Here is an 18,186-nt window from a genome sequence, read left to right on the forward strand (position 1 = left end):
GCTTTGCGAATCTTAAATGATGAGCGTAATATCAGCTGTATTCATACATATAACACACGATTAGATTGAGCATCGGTTTATAACCCCGACATCAGCCATAACCATTTTACACTTAGGCAGCTCTTTTATTTTTGTTATAGATATCAAACGCAACGGCGAGCAGCAGCACGAGACCTTTGATCCCCTGTTGCCAGTCAATACCGAGACCAATCAAGGACATCCCGTTATTGAGTACACCCATAACCAGACCGCCGATAATGGCGCCGAAGACAGTCCCAATGCCTCCGGAAGCTGAGGCTCCACCGATAAAGCAGGCAGCAATCGCATCCAGCTCAAAGTTGGTACCTGCCCTTGGTGTAGCTGCATTCAGACGCGCGGCGAAGATTAAGCCTGATACTGCCGCAAGTGTGCCCATGTTTACAAATACCCAGAACGTTACTTTCTTCGTTTTGACGCCTGACAGACCTGCTGCCTTCTCATTACCTCCAAGAGCATATACGTGACGGCCCATCACCGTACGGTTCAAGATGAATGAGTAGACAACGATCAAGACAAACAGCAGCACCAATATATTCGGAATACCTGCGTAACTTGCAAGCACCAAGGTGAACAGGTTCGTTACCACTGCAACCACAATCAACTTAAGCAGGAAGAGTCCCTGAGATACAACTTGGAAGCCGTATTTGCGCTGTGAACGACGTTCACGTAGTTCATTGAGGATGTACCACAAGGTAAGCAGAATCCCCACAATAATGGACACCAATCCAAGCCCGGAGAATTGAATATCCGGTAGAAAGCCTGAACTTATTTTCTGGAATCCACCTGGAAAAGGAGAAATTGATTGACCCTCTAGCACAATCATCGTCAACCCTCGGAACAACAGCATACCCGCGAGAGTTACAATAAAGGCGGGAATTCGCACATATGCGATCCAGAAGCCCTGCCACGCACCGATCAAGGCTCCTACCAGCAAAGACGCAATCACCGCAAGCCATGCCGGAAGCTGCCAATCGACCATCATAATGGCTGCAACTGCACCAACAAAGGCTGCAATGGAACCAACGGATAGATCAATATGACCAGTAATGATGACCAGCACCATCCCGATGGCCAGTACTAGAATGTAGCTGTTTTGCAAAATTAGATTGGTTATATTGATGGGCTTAAGTAACAACCCATTGGTAAGTACCTCAAACAAAAGCATAATGACGACTAAAGCAATGATCATACCATATTGGCGAATGTTACCTTTAAACAGTTTCGTTATTGATTCCATGCTTCCCGCCTCCAGACTTGGTCATATATCTCATCAACGTTTCCTGCGATGCTTCTTCACGACTAACTTCTCCGGTCATTCTTCCAGCATTCATCACGTAGATCCGGTCACAGAGGCCAAGAACCTCCGGCAGTTCGGATGAAATAACCAGTACACCTTTACCTTCAGCGGCGAGACGATGGATGATGGTATAGATTTCAAACTTGGCTCCCACGTCGATGCCGCGTGTTGGTTCATCCAGAATGAGAATATCTGGTCCGGCAAAAATCCATTTGCTCAGCACCACCTTTTGTTGATTGCCCCCACTAAGGTTACCGGTCTTCTGCAAAATATTAGGTGCCTTGATGTTCATACTCTTTTTCATCTCTTCCGCTACGAGCACTTCTTCATGCTCATTCACAACCGCATTTTTCGTTAGTTTGTTGAGGCCTGTCAGCGAGATATTGCGTTTGATATCGTCCATCAAAATAAGCCCGTATTCCTTGCGATCCTCGGTGACATAAGCAAACCCATTTTGAATAGCCTCGGTAACACTATTGTTTTGGATGGGCTTGCCATCCTTTATGAGTTGTCCTGATATATTGCGTCCATACGATTTGCCGAATATACTCATGGCAAGTTCGGTACGTCCAGCGCCCATTAGCCCCGCAATACCCACAATCTCACCACGTCTAATATTCATGTTGATCTGATCCAGTACTTTTCGTTCAGCATGTTGCTCGTGGTACACGGTCCAATCCTTCACTTCCAGAACGATGTCGCCAATGGTTGCATGACGCTCAGGATAACGGCTCGTGAGATCCCGTCCGACCATTCCACTAATGATCCGGTCTTCTGTAACCTGATCTTTTCTCATATCCAGCGTCTCAATGGTCTTGCCATCCCTCAATATGGTTACGGCATCCGACACTTTGGAGACCTCATTAAGCTTGTGAGAGATGAGAATGCAGGCGATGCCCTGCTTCTTGAATTCCAGCATCAATTGCAGCAGGTTTTCACTGTCGTCCTCGTTCAATGCAGCCGTGGGCTCATCCAGAATAAGCAGGCGGACCTTTTTGGAGAGTGCTTTGGCAATCTCAACCAGCTGTTGTTTCCCCACCCCGATGCTGGATACCAGCGTATTCGGATCTTCACTTAAACCTACTTTGCTTAACAGTTCACGCGTACCTACAAACGTTTCCTTCCAATTAATAATTCCTTTGCTTGCACGTTCATTGCCCAAATATATATTCTCAGCTATGGAAAGATAGGGGATCAGAGCTAACTCCTGATGAATAATGACGATCCCCAGATCTTCACTCTGCTTGATGTCTTTAAACTCGCACGGTTTGCCTTGAAATAAAATATCCCCTTCATACGTGCCATAGGGGTACACACCGCTAAGCACCTTCATGAGTGTCGATTTGCCTGCCCCATTTTCGCCGCATATCGAATGAATCTCACCCTCACGAATTTGCAGATTGACATTTTCCAGTGCTTTGACGCCAGGGAATGTTTTGGTAATATTTTTCATTTCCAGAATAATTCCGGCCATGGGATATGCTCCTTTCGTTCCTTATTTCAAGCCGATTTCTTCCTTCGTGTAATACTTACTGCCAACAATATCCTGCTCTACATTGGTTCGGTCCACAGAGATGGGATCAAGAAGATATGCCGGAACTATCTTAATTCCGTTGTTATATGATTTCGTATCATTCACTTCCGCCTGTTCACCTTGCAAAATGCTATTAGCCATTTCCACCGTTTGCTCCGCCAGTTTCCGTGTATCCTTGAATACCGTCTGTGTCTGCTCCCCGGCAACAATGGACTTGATTGAAGCAAGCTCGGCATCCTGCCCTGTTATCACAGGTAATGGCTTGTTTGTTGTTCCGTAACCGATCCCTTTCAAGGACGAGATAATTCCGATACTAATGCCATCATATGGAGATAGGACTGCATCGAGGTTGTCACCAGAGTAATAGGCACTGAGAAGATTATCCATGCGTGACTGTGCAAGTGCACCGTCCCAGCGTAAGGTGGCGATCTGTGCCATCGTCATCTGTTTACTACGAACAACCAGCTTGCCGGAATCCATGTAAGGCTTCAGTACAGACATTGCACCGTCGAAGAAAAAGTAGGCGTTATTGTCGTCCGGCGATCCGCCAAACAGTTCAATGTTATATGGCCCCTTCCCTTCCTTAAGCCCAAGCTTCTGCTCGATGTAGGAGGCCTGGAGCACACCCACCTTAAAGTTATCGAACGTGGCATAATACGTCAGATATGGGGTGTTTCTAATGAGCCTGTCATACGAAATGACCTGTATCCCTTCATCATGCGCTTTCTTGATCACATCGGTTAGTGTGTTGCCATCCACAGATGCGATGACCATCACATCCACGCCCTTCGTGATCATGTTCTCAATCTGTGAAATCTGATTTTCGACCACATCCTCAGCATACTGAAGATCGGTTTTATAACCTTGCTCCTGGAACAGTCGTACCATGTTCTCTCCGTCCCCAACCCATCGTTCCGATGATTTGGTCGGCATCGAGATACCGACATAACCTTTTTCCTTGCTGCCCAGATCACTTTCAGCTAGATTACAAGCCGAGAGCATCAAGGCCATCACCAGAAGCCAGATCCATATCGCTCCTTTTTTCATATGAAGTTCCCCTTTCCTCAGATCATACGATTGTTCACAATAGCTGAGATAACGCTTACAACGAATGAAGTGTAGTATGTGCCTTGTCACTTCCTGTTCGAGAATTATCGTAGCATTTCAGCAGCAGGCAGGTCTTTGCAGGTTTTCAACCTTTTTTATAAAAATTTAACTTTTGATGGAAGTGAAAAAGAAGCCATCGTTATATTTTTGGAATCTTGCAAAACAATCTACAAGGTAAAACAAAAACAAAAAAGACATGTTCCACTTCACTTCACCGAAGTAGAACATGTCCTTGTGATCGCTAATCATGTTTTAACTTTCAAAATCACTGTACCGAAGAACGATCGCCCGTTCCTCCGTCCTTTCGATACTGAGCCGGCGAGATGCCCATCGCTTTCTTAAATGCAGTACTGAAATAGTGCTGCGTGTCATAACCTACCCGCTCCGCAATCGTATGAATGGGTAGCGTTGTTGAGTCAAGCAGTTGCACAGCCTTGCGAATGCGAGCTTGTGTGACGAGTGTAACGAAGGAGTTGTCCAGCTCTTTCTTAAGCACTCGGCTAAGGTATACAGCGGACACTTGCAGTCTAGAAGCGAGCGACTCCAGCGTTAGCTCCCGCTCCGCGTATTCTTCCTGAATGAGTTGTCTTGCTCTGCGAACTAGCGGAGACAACCGAACTTCTCCATAGACCCGCTCACGGCAAAGACGATACGTATCCGGGGTTTCCTCTAGTGTTCCTGAATGAAGCTCTACATGGGCATGAATGGCGATATTTAAGCAAGAAGTGATCTGTTGTTCTAACAGCGTAGCGATTTCCTCCGGGGCTTCTTGCCACACACATATGCCGATTAAACCGCTGGCGTCCCGAAATAAGACATGTGGGCGGTCTTCCAGCAGTTCACTAATAATATTCTCCACAGCATAAAGGAACAGTTGACGATCATTCTCTCTCATGACGTTCTTGCGCGCTTCAGCGGCAGGCCAACGCACAGCTCCAATCTGTACAGGTGGCGTGGAAGGCAGACGCAGAAAGGTAAGTTGCTCCATCAGATCTCTCTCTCCAATCTGCCCTTCAAGCCATTCCAGACAGAAGCGCTGTCGTAACAGCGGAATGTTGCGCTCAATCTGATCGGCTGCCTGTCTTACGTAGGCTGTCCGCTGGTATTCTTCATCCAACCGCTGACGCAGGCGCCCAAGTGCAGCGTACAATTGCTCAGCTTCAACGGGCTTCAGAATATAATCCTCCACCCCCAGACGAACAGCCTCTTGCGCATACGCAAATTCATCATGTCCCGAAATGATCAAATAACGACATCTTGGACACGTTTGCTGAAGAGCCCGAATCAGTCCGATTCCGTTCAGAAATGGCATATTCATATCAACTAGTACGACATCAACATGCAAATCGACCACACGTTCCAGTGCTTCCTCACCATCCTCGGCTTCACCAACAACTTCCATGCCGAGAGTGGCCCAGTCAATTGCATCCCGAATGCCCTCCCGAATGATTGGTTCATCATCCGCAATCAGCACTCGGTATTTTGGGGTTATCGCTGTTGGATCCATAGGCTCCTTCATTCCGTCTCCTGTCTCTCTTCATTATTAAGTCGCTGCGCTGGTGGGAGTGATGGCAGCTCTCGCATCAGCGGATGAACAATAGTTACACAAGTTCCCTCGCCTTCCCGGCTTGATAGTTCGATTCCGTATTCATCACCGAAGGACAGTCGTAATCGGGCTTGTACGTTCAACATCCCATAGCTTTTACCGGTCATGCTCGGAGAGGCTGACTCCAAGCTCTCTAGGGGAACATCAAGCAATTCTACCATTTCTGCAAGTCGTTCCGCGGACATTCCCGCTCCATCGTCTTCCACCATAAGAAGTAATTTGCCACGTTCTACCCTGGCCTCCACACGGATCAGGCCTGGCCCGCGACGTCCTTTGATCCCATGGTAGATTGCGTTCTCCACCAATGGTTGAAGCAATAACTTCAACATGTACAGGTTCTGCAGTTCCTCAGGAACATTCAGTGTGTACTGCAGTCGATCACGATATCGTGTCTGCTGGATCTGCAGGTAACTGCTAATATGCTCAAGCTCGGAACGCAGCGGAATGTAGTCCTGACCTTTACTAAGCCCAATTCGAAATAGTCGAGACAGCGCACCCACCATGCCCGATACATCATCTGCACCCTCTTTGCGAGCCATCCAGTGGATCGTATCCAGTGTATTGTATAAAAAATGGGGTTTAATATGCTCCTGCAAACTGCGCATCTCCGCTTCCCGCTTCTGTCGCTCCCGTAGTTCATTCAGCGATATGAGCTGCCGAATCTGTATGAGCATTCGATTGAAGCTGTTCCCTAGCATGCCAATCTCATCGGCACGATCGCTCCAGCGACCTGCTCTAAGATTGCCAGTCTCTGCTCTACGCATATAAGACATTAAACGAAAAATAGGCTGGGCAATAGAACGTGAGAACCACAAAGAGGCACTTAAACCAAACAAACACACTACAAATACAAAACTGACTACATAAAACTGTATCTGGCGTACCTCCGTAATGGACTCCCTTGTTGGAAATACCCCTACGGTTCTCCACCCGGTAAAGGTGGAGGACTGATACATGAATAACAAAGTGCCACCATCTGTCTCAGCGGTAAATGTCCCGCTGTCCTCGGAGGGAAACCAATCCGCAGAGATATCTTCAATCAGGGGATGCTGAGGTTTATACACGCTCTGTCCCTCTGCATCCGTTACCATGACGTACCCGGATTTACCCAAGGTTACGTTGCGTGCGGCCTGCGAGACAGATCTCAGCTTGAGATCAATCATGATGACTCCTCGAACACGTCCCGATTCTTCATCTGTAATGGAGCGTGCAACCGATACAATCTCATCATCCTTGTAGCGAACATGCGTCGTAATATTACGCTCTTTAGGCTGACCAAGTACAGTAAAAATGCCTGGATGAGCTGAAGCTTCGCGGTACCATGCCTCTTCGGTCAGCCCCTGCTCCGTCCGGGGATACATCTCATTGCTAATATAGTCCCCGCTACCATTGACGAGCACGATGCCAGCGATTTCCGGGTACAGCGTTGTGAATCCCTGTAAGGTTTGTTTGATGTCATACAGTTGCTGCTGCTCTAATTGGGCACTCTGAGCACTCTCTGCGTTGCTTATCGAACCCAGATCCCCATCCACATCCGAAGGCGTATTTCCGTGCATAAATGCATCGATATCCGGGTCAAATGCAATCAAGTAGGTCATATTCTGCAAATTTTCCATTTTGGTGTTCAGACCTTCATTCACTTTGCCAATAAGCTGCATCGTATGTCCCTCAACTTGTCTCTCTACCACCCGCTCTACCGTCCAGTTCACGAGCAATCCGAGTCCAACGGAAGGTACAATAGCAAATAACAAAAACAGCAGCATCAACTGGTAGCGAAGCGGCATGTTACGCAGCCATAATCGCTTAATACCGTTTCGGAGCGAAGAGCGCCAAGTTTGCCGATTCCAAGCACTATTTTCCTCAACATGTTCCTTGTTATTTGGCATAATAATCATCCACATTCGAGCGTGTCACCACAGAGATCCCCGTGTCTACCATTACCGGTAACGGCGCATTTTCACCAGAAGAGGATGGAGCAGGCACCGTTAACTGATGATGCAGATGGAACAAATATTGTAGCGACCAATAGCCCATGTTCCAGGTTCCCTGCGCAATCGTGGCTGATATCGTACCATTCTTGATCATGTCGAGTGTGACTTTGTTTGTGTCAAAAGAGATGATTTGCAGCGCATGACCTTGCCCTGCATTTTGCACAGCCTCACCGACTCCTGCCCCTCCTGTTGCCTCGGTTACAAAAATACCTGCCAATTGCGGATGAGCCTTCATCATCCTTAACGTCTCTTCTCTAGATATCACCGCATCTCCATGTCCATCCGCAATTTCAACGACCTTCATGGACGGGTATCGTTCCTGAATCGTATCCCGGAATCCCTTCGTCCGCTCTTCATGATTTTGTTGTCCGGGTAGGGTCAGAACGGCAACCTCTCCCTCACGCCCCAATAACTCAGCCATTTTATCCGCTGCCGTTACACCAGACTTGTAGTTATCCGTCCCGAGGAAGGAATAGGCCTGGCTATCGGGAGCATCTGCATCGAACAGGATGACGAGAATGTCCGCTTCGATCGCCTTATTAATCGCCGGGATCAACGATTGCGGGTCAATGGCAGATATAGCAATACCTGCGGGTTTACGCGCGATTGCCTGCTCAATTACGGTTGTCTGCTCTTTCGCGTCATATCGGGTAGCTCCGCGGTATTCAACAGTCACACCAAGCGTATCCGCGGCGTCCTCGAAGCCTTTGAGCGGACTCTTCCAATACTCTAGCCCGGATTGGAACGTTATCATGATGTATGTCTCACCAATATCACCACGCAGCCCCCGGTTCTCCCAAGAACTGTTCGCCTGGCTGGTGTATTCAAATCTCAGAACATACAATGCAAATGCTGCAATAAGCAAAATGTATACCAACAGCATTTTCTTCATTCCGTTCACTTCCCTTAAATGGTCTGATCACCTTACACTTCGTTCTAAATTGTAAACGCAATCATTCAAAAAGAAAACCACTCTTCAATTTTGGAAATAAACTGCTGCTGCTCTCGTCGATGATTCTGCTGCAATAATGTACTATAAGCTCGCAGCCTCTCTGCCATATGATCATAGAACCATATTACTTCTAGAGGGGACTTCAGATGAATATTACATCCTTTTTGATCTATTGCATTATCGTTACCTTCACACCTGGCCCTAGCAACATTGTTATTCTATCTTCTACGCAGAAGAATGGCGCACGCAAAACGATGAACTATGTGTGGGGTGCCACAATTGCGTTCGGTCTGCTGCTTGCCGCTTCCGCCTTTCTTAATCATCTGCTGGCAGGGGTTCTACCCAGTATGGTGAAAATAATGCAGATCGTAGGTAGCCTATACATGCTATACCTCGCTTACCAGGTGTACAAAATGGGTTCCAGTGCGGAAGCACCGAAACAGGTTACTGGTTTCCTGAATGGGTTCATCATGCAATTTCTGAATCCCAAAGTCATTCTGTTTACGTTCACCGTCATGCCTAGTTATGTATTGCCCTATTATAATAGTTCACTATCTTCGTTTATGTTCGTTATGCTCATTACACTCATTGGATTTTTGGCCTACTCCAGTTGGGTCGTGTTCGGGTCTATCTTCAGAACGTTTCTTAATCATCATCAAAAAGCAATGAGTATCCTCATGGCCCTATTTTTGTTATACTCAGCCATTATGGTATCGGGAATCATCTCGTGATCGGAGGTTAGCTTGGTGGAATTGTTTAATTACAAAAAAACAGAGGATGTGCTGGCTCTATCCGCCAGCTTTACGGATTTCACTTACAAAAAACATTGTCACGAGGAATATGCCGTAGGCGTAACCCTTCGAGGCATTCAACAATATAATCTGGATGGTCATTATCAAGCTTCTCACAAAAATGGCGTCATGTTATTTAATCGAGAGCAGACGCATGATGGTAGCTCCTATGACCGTGAAGGAATCGATTATGTCATGTTATATTTCAAGCCAGATCTGATGTCTGAGGTGCTGGGAAAGAAGGAACTACACTTCTCAACACCCATCGTTTATAACCCTGAACTTGCGCGAGCAATCCTCAGGGTAAACGATGCTGTTCAGCATGGCCGAGATGAAGCTTTATGCAGCGAACTACTGCTCAATCTAGCAAACCTACTAGCTAGAGAAAACGAAGTAAACGTACCGCATAAAGCTACGAGCAGCCTTGTGAGTACAGCAAAAGAAATGATGTTTTACAGCATCGACGATGTGCTTAAATTAGACGATCTCTGCACCCAACTCGGCATGTCCAAATACCAATTCATTCGTGAGTTCAAAGCACAAGCTGGCATATCACCGTACCAGTTTTTCCTGAATTGCAAAGTAGAGCGCGCACGCCAATCTTTGGAGAACGATAAGGACATCTACGCTGCTGTAGCTCAGTGCGGTTTCGTCGATCTCACGCATCTTAACCGTCATTTCAAACGTTTCTTCGGCATTACCGCCTATGAATATATGAAACAACTGAATTAAGGCTTGTCTACACACTCTCGTCGTTCAGAGTTTTCAGACAAGCCCTAGAGAAACCGTTACTTCTGTCGTCTACGGACATATATTATTGCTACAACAATAACGAGAAATAGACCTATACTACCTAGAATGAGTGGGAATAAATAATTAGGAGATGAATTCGTTGAACCTGAGTCATCTTCAGTGACCCACTCTCCTGCTCCTAGTAATTGTACATCTTCATCCGCTTGGGAAATGAGTTTATTACCACTGCATAGCGTCGTTTTCAGTGTATGGTCTTTTTCATCCGAGGAAGCAAATACGAGATAGGTTTCACCTTTGGTAAATTGGAAGCCACATGATGAGGAACCATGATCCAGACTATGAATCGTAACCTTCTGCCCATTCACTCCCTTCCATGCTCTTACTGCTTCAAACGTATATTTGCGATATTCGCCAAATCCGAACTGGCTTCGGGCGCCTTTTTCAGTGACCTTCCCCTCAAATACCGCCGAGTAGGTATCTAGCTTTTCTAGGGCTGTGCTGTCTACACAGCTGCAGGCATAAGCTTTCTCTCCCGGGTAGACGGTAAATCCTAACGTAACGAGGACAATGAGTATGGTTAGAAAGGATATTCGTTTCATAACTTTCCTCCATTTCCTTTTTTTCATGATTATACCATATGGTTGAGAATCTACTATCTATGTATCTCTAGAGTACGGTAGAGTAACGTAACTATAGACTAATAAACCCGCCCATCCCTATTACAGGATAAGCGGGTTTCATTTTGTTATCTTATCGTCAGCCAATGAATTGAATTACAGTTGTTCACCATTGGATTCAATCACTTTTTTGTACCAGTAGAAGCTCTTCTTCGGTGTTCTGCTCAGATCACCATTGCCATCATTGTCTTTGTTGACATGGATAAAGCCATACCGTTTTTTCATTTCCCCTGTAGAAGCACTCACAAGGTCGATACATCCCCACATCGTATAAGCAATAAGGTCTACGCCATCTGCTACAGCTTCTTTCATCTGCTCGATGTGACCTTTCAGATAGTCAATTCGGTAGTCATCGTTAATGGAGCCATCTTCCTCTACCACGTCAACCGCGCCCAGACCATTCTCTACTACCATCAGCGGAACCTGATAACGGTCATACAGGTGGTTCAGCGTGTAACGCAGTCCTTTCGGATCGATCTGCCAGCCCCAGTCGGAAGCTTCCAGATACGGATTTTTAATACCGCCGAGTAGGTTTCCTTCCGCTCTTTCCAGCGTCTCATCTGCACTTTCAACCAAAGACATGTAATAGCTGAAGGAGTAGAAATCTACACAACCTTCGCGCAGTGTCTGTGCATCATCTGGATGCATTTCAATGTGGATACCTTGCTCCGCAAAGAAACGTTTAGCAAATCCAGGGTATGCGCCGCGAACCTGCACATCTCCACAGATCATGTTCGAGATCTGATCTTTCTTCTGTGCAAGCAGCATGTCATCCGGGTTACATGTATTCGGATATGTCGTCATGAAGGCGATCATACAGCCAATTTGGAAATCAGGATTGATCTCATGAGCAAGCTTAACTGCTTTGGCACTCGCAACGAACTGATGATGCAATGCTTGGAAACGAGTCTGTGGCACATCTACTCCATCCGTCAGCGTCTCTTTGCCTTCAAATCGAATACCACCAGCCATATACGCACCAAGCGGCATTGTCAGACAGTTAATTTCATTGAACGTCAACCAGTACTTCACCTGATCCTTGTAGCGGTTGAAGAGGGTTGTACAATATCGAATGTAGAAGTCAATCAAATCACGGGATGCCCAGCCATTATACTTCTCAGTTAGACCAAATGGTGTCTCATAGTGAGAAATCGTCACGAGTGGTTCAATGTTATATTTTCTCAGCTCAGCAAAGACATTGTCATAGAACTTCAATCCCTCTTCGTTCGGTTCCAGATCGTCACCGTTAGGATAGATTCTTGACCAGTTGATGGACATACGGAACATTTTGAAGCCCATCTCAGCCATAAGTGCAATGTCCTCTTTGTAATGACCGTAAAAATCAACCGCTTCATGGCTCGGATAATACGTTCCCTCTTCCAATACAGATGTAATGCGTCGTGGAGTCGTGTGCGTACCCCTGTCATCATATCGGAAGTGCTTGGCCCTTTGCCGTCCTTATTCCATCCACCTTCAAATTGATTGGCAGCCGTAGCGCCACCCAGAAAAATCCATCATTCATTTTCATATGTTCGTTCCTCCCCTGTTCGTCTCTATTCGTTTAGCAACACTATATATCTAGTCTAACATCCATACCCTGACACCTTCTGTCATGGTATAATCACAACATGGAAAATAACCGACTATTCAGAATGCTACTGTTGTTATTGGAGAAAAAGAAATCGACTGCGCCTGAGCTGGCACGGCTGTTTGAAATATCGGTGCGCACCGTGTACCGCGACATTGATCGATTAAGTGCGGCAGGCATTCCCGTGTATACCACAACCGGTAAACATGGCGGTGTACATCTCATGGACAACTATGTCATGGATAAGTCGCTTCTATCTGAAGATGATCAGAATGAGATTTTATTAGGTCTTTATAGCGTGAGTGCCATCCCGCATCTGAACAGTGCACATATGTTGAAACGGCTCACCGCCATGTTTGACCATGAGCTGGACTGGATTGAATTTGATTTTTCCCCTTGGGGTAGTATTCCCATGCAAGAGAGAGAACTATTTAATCAGGTGAAGCTCGCCATCCTAAGCAAGCAGCTCATGACATTTCATTATGTCGATTCAGACGGCGAGTCTAGTATAGAAACGATTGAACCGATCAAGTTAATTTTCAAAAACAATACTTGGTACTTCAAAGGCTATGACCGGAATCGCCCTCACCACACCGAAGCCCAGACGTATAAAATGAAACGCATATCTGAACTCAAGCTGCGATCCACGCTTATGGACGAGAACACAACGATTGAGGGCTCGGGCACAAAAGACCACATTGCCAACACGCCTATTTCGTTAAAGCTACAATTCTCAAGCGCAATTGCGTACCGGGCCTATGATTATTTTGACCCCTCCCGGATTGAGAAGCTGCCTGATGGTAGATTGCTTGTGTCGCTAGAGATTCATGAGGGCGAACGCTTATATTTTTTCCTTATGTCATTCGGTGCTGAACTCACGATTCTGGAGCCAACGTATATCCGGCAGGAACTGCTCCATCGCCATCGCATGGCTGTCGCACATTTGCAGGGACAATGCACCGATCAATCCAGTCTAGATCCGGAATGAATGGTATACTGTAAGAGATTGGGTTGGAAACATTGTAGTTGATTATGTTGTGGTATCTCATCCATCTATTCTCAGAAGGAGGTTTGTCCATGCAAGACATCAGACGTAACAATGTAGATCGATTTACCGGCTTTGGTGCGTTATACGACCAAAATCGCCCTTCTGCTCCCACCGAAGTTGTAGAGATTCTAACGACGTACTTAGGTCATAAACCGCGTATGGTCGCAGATGTAGGCTGCGGAACAGGGTTATCCTCATGGATCTGGCTTCATGAAGCAGATCGTATTATCGGATTTGAACCAAGTGATGATATGCGGGCAGTAGCCGAGTCCAAATGGGAGTCTGCAGGCAAACCGGATAACCTCCGATTTGTGTCTGGCTTATCGCATGAGCTTGGCTTACCTGACGACAGTGTAGACATACTGACCTGCTCACAATCCTTTCATTGGATGGAGCCTCAGTCCACGCTCTCCGAGTTCGCTCGTGTGTTACGACCGGGAGGCATCTTCGCCGCTTACGACTGCGACTGGCCTCCAATGCTGGATTGGCAGCTGGAACAGGCGTACCAGCAATTAGTACTTACCGCAGACAACCGCGCATTGCAGCTATCAAGTCCAGAGAGTCAGGCTTATAAATGGAGCAAAGACGGACATTTAGGGCAGATTCAGCAATCGGGATTGTTTCGCTATGTTCGTGAGATTGTATTCCACCATCGCGAAACATTCGACGCAGAGCGGTATGTCAATCTGGCTCTTAGTCAAGGTGGATTGCAAACTGCTCTGAAGCTTGGCGCAGATGAGGTTCGGACTGCCGAAGATGAGTTCAGACAACTGGCAGTGAAGGTATTCGATGGGCATGACAGATCAGCTTTATTTTCGTATCGCATGCGCCTGGGCATCTTATAATATTCATGAACGAGAATACGTAAAATTATGTACAGATCTGAATTCATAAGGAGGTGTGTACAACATGCAGCAATTGGAGCAGGATCGCACCTTCATTGTGAATACGTTGGAGGCTTATTTTGACACCCCACATCGGGATATCCTGATGTCTCATCCTGCCAAAACGTCTGAGGATGATTATGGTGTACCTCATGAGATGCAAGTGGGTGAGGTCGATGAAGAGGGCTGGGTTCGTTGGAGGATGATCCCTTCCACAGTGACTGAAGAGCAGGTTCGAAGATTGGAACAATTGCATAATCTTCCGCTTCCGGTTCCCCCATTGTATTTGGCCTACCTTACAACCCGGCATGTCCTAAATGTGTATCTGCGCTATGATCACTTCATGGTTGGGCTCCCAGACTTGCCATCAGACAATCCATTGCGGAGTTTACATACGTTATGGGAAACATGGCAGCCCTTGATTGCGCAGGGGTATATTCCTTTTGCAACCTATGCAGATGATGCAGGGCCCGTGTGTTGGGATACTCAGAATCCCACTGAGGATCAGGATTATGCCGTTGTTTGGTTTGACCACGAGGCTCTGGTTGGCCAGCCATCATGGACTCGTACACAGCTTGCTCCATTCGCACAGCCTTTGTTTCCTTCATTTCGAATGATGCTAACCTCGCTACATTCATCATAAATCGAACGGATGACGTGGCTATGCAGCCTTATATCGAGCAAGGCTAATTGATATAGTGAACACAGCTTCATTTTCTGTTTGTTCTAAGACAAATCCCCGAGTGCTCTCTTCATGCTCAAAGAGAACATCCGGGGATCATTATTTTTAAGTGCGTGTTCAAAAAGTGTTCAAAAAGGATGGTTTTCAGTACCGAGAAGATGGGATGAAGATAGAAATGGAGTAGCGGAGCGTAGGCAAAACTACGTGAGCAACTACATTGTTTCCGAAGGAAACAAGCTTCGTAAGCATCCACTTATTTCGGCTGAATTCCATATTCGATGCTGAGATGCCATCAGGCATTCTTCTTAATCAAAAGCAGACTTTTTGAACAACCCCTTTAAGAGGAGAACAGCGTATTCATCTGATCTTCCTGCACATTCAAAGCGAGCACTAACTTCGAAGGATCTTGCTTGGAATATATGACGTTAATGATGTGCCCTTGTTGTACCTGTGGCAGTGCCGAAGATAGTAGCTCTTTTTGCGTTGTAACGTTAAATGTCTCTCCATTCGTCTTCGTCACACTTAGTGTAAGCTGTAGCTTCACTTTCCCTTCGCTTGCTCCCCCTAGTGGAGTAACATCGAGGATTTTGGCCATCGCTTTCTCGCCTGTACGAGCGATATCCATCATCTCAGGAGACACGCCCTCCTTGATCATTTTCTCATTCAGTAATTCCTGCATATCCTGCTGCGATAATTGTCCATTCAAGTCTAACCCGACCTTACGTTCATCCTTCTCCGAAACAAGCAATGGAATGAAGCTGCCTGGCTGGAACTGCGCCATCGAAGTCAACGGAATGATCGTTTTGAACGTTGTATCGTACTTCTCATGACCTTTACGGGAGACGGTCACACTGATACGTACTTCAGGTTGCTCGTTAATATATGTACCCGTCTGTTGTACACTTGTAATGACTCCAAGGGCAGGTATGCCTGTCTTCACACGGCTTCTGCCGAACATAGCGCTTAGAATTGCAGGGACAAAAATCAACGCAAATCCCGTATAAATCGCAGGTCTATACCACCAAGCCTGCATCGTAATAAACGGATCATTCCACAACTTTTCCGCCAAGAATGGCGAGAATCCAACACCAAATACAAGTAATAACCCAATAAGTCTCAAAAATCCTACCATCAGAAACACCCTTCCCATATCTAAATCTAGTTGTTAAACGTACTTTTGATCTTTGTTTATACTTCAATAAAATCTACTTACTCCTTAATGACTTCCATACATTAGACCGATGTTAATCCCATATAGATCAATTCTGTCGGGTTTGCCGGGTTCTGTCCCAGCCCCACTTGATCACCTACACGAGGAATCTGCATTTTGGATACCAGTGTTTCCAGTGTTCGCTGATATTGCTTCCCATTTGTCTCCGTCACATCAAGCACAAGTATAACGATGGGGTCAAAATTAATTAGTTTACCGGTATCCGTAATCTTCAACACTGTAGCCGTGGCAGTCAGAGGTAGTGAACCCGTTGCCGCCCATTGTGCTTGCTTCGCCGTATCTAAACTCTGATTAATCGCCTCTCGATGTGCCTTTGGAACCAAACCCTTCATCATCATACCTGTAAGTCCTTTATTCATCATGTTGTCCGCTTTAGCAATGGCATCTTCCTGCTTGTTCTTTTTACTGAACCATCCCATAATAAGCACCTCTTTTGTTTGTGTTATTTGTTATATATTAAGTATAAACATAACACCCCGTGCTTGAATACACTTCTAGGCACATGCAAAAGAAACGACGAATGTGGAGATTCTATCCTTTAACTCATCGCTTATATGGTGAACATATTGAAGATTTCCACAATAAAATGAGTGCTATACTCAACTTCATTTCATGTTTTAGAGTAATTTTTTGTGCTCATACTCTAAACGAGAGGGAATTTATATATTATTTTTATATATATTTACAAACAAAATGGACGTCATGTATACTTAGCAGCAAATACCATGTATGTGTGACTGGCGTAGACGTGGAGCAAACCACGAGGGAGCACATATTTCATATGCCGTACGCCTGGGCTAAGTGTTTGATCTAATGATCAAACACTTTTATTCATTTTTATGAGATGAAAGGACGGGATCAGCAATGAAAATGGCATTTGTGATATTTGATGGAATGACAAGTATGGATTTCGTTGGATTTTATGAAGCTGTGACCTGGCTATCCATACTAAAAGCAAAGGAAAACGTATCATGGACATTTTGCTCGGACAAGGAAGAGATTAGGGATGATCGTGGACTGAAAATGAAATCCGATGCAGTACAGCCTAATCTGGGGGATTATGATCTCGTATTTTTCCCTGGCGGCTTATCCACCAGAACGCTTCGATTCGACGAGAATTTTATGGATTGGGTTCGAACGGCGGAGCCTGTATCGTATAAAATTTCTGTATGCACCGGGGCTTTAGTATTGGGTGCGGCTGGTTTTTTGAATGGAAAAAGGGCTACTACCAACTCATCCGCATATGAGCTACTAGCTCCCTACTGTGCGGAAGTCATATCTGCGCGCGTCGTACGTGATGGTCATACGATCACAGGCGCCGGCGTTACAGCCTCCATTGACCTGGGATTATACTTGGTTGAAATGCTGACAAATACAGAGACTGTACTTCAAGTTCAGCAGAAGCTAGAGTATCCATACTACCAAGCAGGTAAACTTCAAGATGTATACATGCCCACTTGACCCTAGGAGGACAAGATTATGAATATTCGCCTTTTGCAAATGCATGACCAACCAGCAGTACTAGCAATGATGAAGGATCATGACTTTCAATTCCCATTGTTCATACGTGAGCAATATCCTGAACGCTGGGAGACATATGTAAATATGATGGATGAGTATTTCAGCGCTTATTATGTCATGACTGACGAATCCGATGTTGCTATAGGTCATGCTGGCTATATATTTCAACCTAATATAAATAGCTATGAAATTGTTGGCGTGGTTACCAGTAAAGCACATCTTCGACAAGGTGTTGCGTGTGCTCTGATCTCCAAAATTTGTACAAAAATAAACGAATTCGGCTGTAGCGAGGTCGTACTTTATACACTTGATCATGAAAAAAATCAAGCAGCGCTCTTATTCTACGAACGACTGAACTTTCAAAGGGAACTTCTTGATATGAACTATTATGCCTCCGGGTTTCATCGACTCGCACTTGTTAGAACGCTTTAGGATTTAATTACACAAACAAGGATGGATAAAATGGATAAAAAACCAATGCTCAG

At 45.7% G+C, this 18,186-nt stretch carries 16 protein-coding genes, 1 pseudogene and 1 riboswitch; of the genes and pseudogenes, 7 read left to right on the forward strand and 10 right to left on the reverse strand.

Annotated elements, in window-relative coordinates:
* Positions 1-112: 112 nt before the first annotated feature.
* The 6 genes from mmsB to DMB88_RS22810 all read right to left on the reverse strand — a co-directional run bounded on the left by mmsB (position 113) and on the right by DMB88_RS22810 (position 8,466).
* Positions 113-1,276 carry a multiple monosaccharide ABC transporter permease gene (mmsB, locus tag DMB88_RS22785; RefSeq protein ID WP_128103188.1) on the reverse strand — a complete coding sequence of 388 codons (1,164 nt, stop codon included), beginning with the start codon at positions 1,274-1,276 and terminating at the stop codon, positions 113-115.
* On the reverse strand, positions 1,251-2,810 hold the full coding sequence (gene mmsA / locus DMB88_RS22790; protein WP_128103189.1) for a multiple monosaccharide ABC transporter ATP-binding protein: 1,560 nt from the start codon (positions 2,808-2,810) through the stop codon (positions 1,251-1,253). The genes mmsB and mmsA overlap by 26 nt, the downstream gene beginning before the upstream one ends.
* Before the next feature lie 21 nt (positions 2,811-2,831).
* Entirely contained in the window at positions 2,832-3,917 is a 1,086-nt protein-coding gene (gene chvE, locus DMB88_RS22795; RefSeq protein ID WP_128103190.1) for a multiple monosaccharide ABC transporter substrate-binding protein, read from the reverse strand.
* Between the two features lie 325 nt (positions 3,918-4,242).
* Entirely contained in the window at positions 4,243-5,496 is a 1,254-nt protein-coding gene (locus DMB88_RS22800; RefSeq protein WP_128103191.1) for a response regulator, read from the reverse strand.
* Complete coding sequence (locus tag DMB88_RS22805; RefSeq protein WP_128104569.1) at positions 5,493-7,367, reverse strand: cache domain-containing sensor histidine kinase; 1,875 nt, start codon at positions 7,365-7,367, stop codon at positions 5,493-5,495. The genes DMB88_RS22800 and DMB88_RS22805 overlap by 4 nt, the downstream gene beginning before the upstream one ends.
* A 91-nt stretch (positions 7,368-7,458) precedes the next feature.
* The gene (locus DMB88_RS22810; RefSeq protein ID WP_128103192.1) at positions 7,459-8,466 is read right to left on the reverse strand and encodes a substrate-binding domain-containing protein; all 1,008 of its coding nucleotides are present in this window, start codon (positions 8,464-8,466) and stop codon (positions 7,459-7,461) included.
* A gap of 206 nt (positions 8,467-8,672) precedes the next feature.
* On the opposite strand from DMB88_RS22810, the gene DMB88_RS22815 reads away from it, so the two are divergent.
* Complete coding sequence (locus DMB88_RS22815) at positions 8,673-9,257, forward strand: LysE family translocator (RefSeq protein ID WP_128103193.1); 585 nt, start codon at positions 8,673-8,675, stop codon at positions 9,255-9,257.
* A 15-nt stretch (positions 9,258-9,272) separates the two neighbouring features.
* Positions 9,273-10,049 (forward strand): AraC family transcriptional regulator, encoded by a 777-nt coding sequence (locus tag DMB88_RS22820; RefSeq protein ID WP_128103194.1) that lies wholly within the window; start codon positions 9,273-9,275, stop codon positions 10,047-10,049.
* Positions 10,050-10,105: 56 nt separating this feature from the next.
* Here the strand turns inward: DMB88_RS22820 and DMB88_RS22825 are convergent, their stop codons facing one another.
* Positions 10,106-10,669, reverse strand: a complete 564-nt coding sequence (locus tag DMB88_RS22825) for a hypothetical protein (RefSeq protein WP_128103195.1) — start codon at positions 10,667-10,669, stop codon at positions 10,106-10,108.
* A gap of 174 nt (positions 10,670-10,843) precedes the next feature.
* Positions 10,844-12,258 (reverse strand): annotated as a pseudogene (locus DMB88_RS22830) (glycoside hydrolase family 1 protein).
* Between the two features lie 117 nt (positions 12,259-12,375).
* Between DMB88_RS22830 and DMB88_RS22835 the strand changes: the two are divergent.
* The 3 genes from DMB88_RS22835 to DMB88_RS22845 all read left to right on the forward strand — a co-directional run bounded on the left by DMB88_RS22835 (position 12,376) and on the right by DMB88_RS22845 (position 14,910).
* On the forward strand, positions 12,376-13,323 hold the full coding sequence (locus DMB88_RS22835; protein ID WP_254438315.1) for a helix-turn-helix transcriptional regulator: 948 nt from the start codon (positions 12,376-12,378) through the stop codon (positions 13,321-13,323).
* A gap of 89 nt (positions 13,324-13,412) precedes the next feature.
* Positions 13,413-14,228: a class I SAM-dependent methyltransferase gene (locus tag DMB88_RS22840; RefSeq protein ID WP_128103196.1), complete on the forward strand. Its 816-nt coding sequence runs from the start codon at positions 13,413-13,415 to the stop codon at positions 14,226-14,228.
* A gap of 64 nt (positions 14,229-14,292) precedes the next feature.
* On the forward strand, positions 14,293-14,910 hold the full coding sequence (locus tag DMB88_RS22845; protein ID WP_128103197.1) for a hypothetical protein: 618 nt from the start codon (positions 14,293-14,295) through the stop codon (positions 14,908-14,910).
* A gap of 376 nt (positions 14,911-15,286) precedes the next feature.
* Here the strand turns inward: DMB88_RS22845 and DMB88_RS22850 are convergent, their stop codons facing one another.
* Both DMB88_RS22850 and DMB88_RS22855 read right to left on the reverse strand, forming a co-directional pair.
* Positions 15,287-16,081, reverse strand: coding sequence for a hypothetical protein (locus DMB88_RS22850; protein WP_128103198.1), 795 nt, complete (start codon positions 16,079-16,081; stop codon positions 15,287-15,289).
* A gap of 101 nt (positions 16,082-16,182) precedes the next feature.
* Positions 16,183-16,599: a hypothetical protein gene (locus DMB88_RS22855; protein WP_128103199.1), complete on the reverse strand. Its 417-nt coding sequence runs from the start codon at positions 16,597-16,599 to the stop codon at positions 16,183-16,185.
* 304 nt (positions 16,600-16,903) lie between these two features.
* Positions 16,904-16,985, forward strand: a riboswitch (ZMP/ZTP riboswitch).
* A 59-nt stretch (positions 16,986-17,044) separates the two neighbouring features.
* On the opposite strand from DMB88_RS22855, the gene DMB88_RS22860 reads away from it, so the two are divergent.
* Together DMB88_RS22860 and DMB88_RS22865 are read left to right on the forward strand one after the other, a co-directional pair.
* Positions 17,045-17,641, forward strand: a complete 597-nt coding sequence (locus DMB88_RS22860) for a DJ-1/PfpI family protein (protein ID WP_128103200.1) — start codon at positions 17,045-17,047, stop codon at positions 17,639-17,641.
* Positions 17,642-17,659: 18 nt separating this feature from the next.
* Positions 17,660-18,133 (forward strand): GNAT family N-acetyltransferase, encoded by a 474-nt coding sequence (locus DMB88_RS22865; RefSeq protein WP_128103201.1) that lies wholly within the window; start codon positions 17,660-17,662, stop codon positions 18,131-18,133.
* Positions 18,134-18,186: the final 53 nt, after the last annotated feature.

This window comes from Paenibacillus sp. DCT19 (assembly GCF_003268635.1).
Lineage (GTDB): Bacteria > Bacillota > Bacilli > Paenibacillales > Paenibacillaceae > Paenibacillus.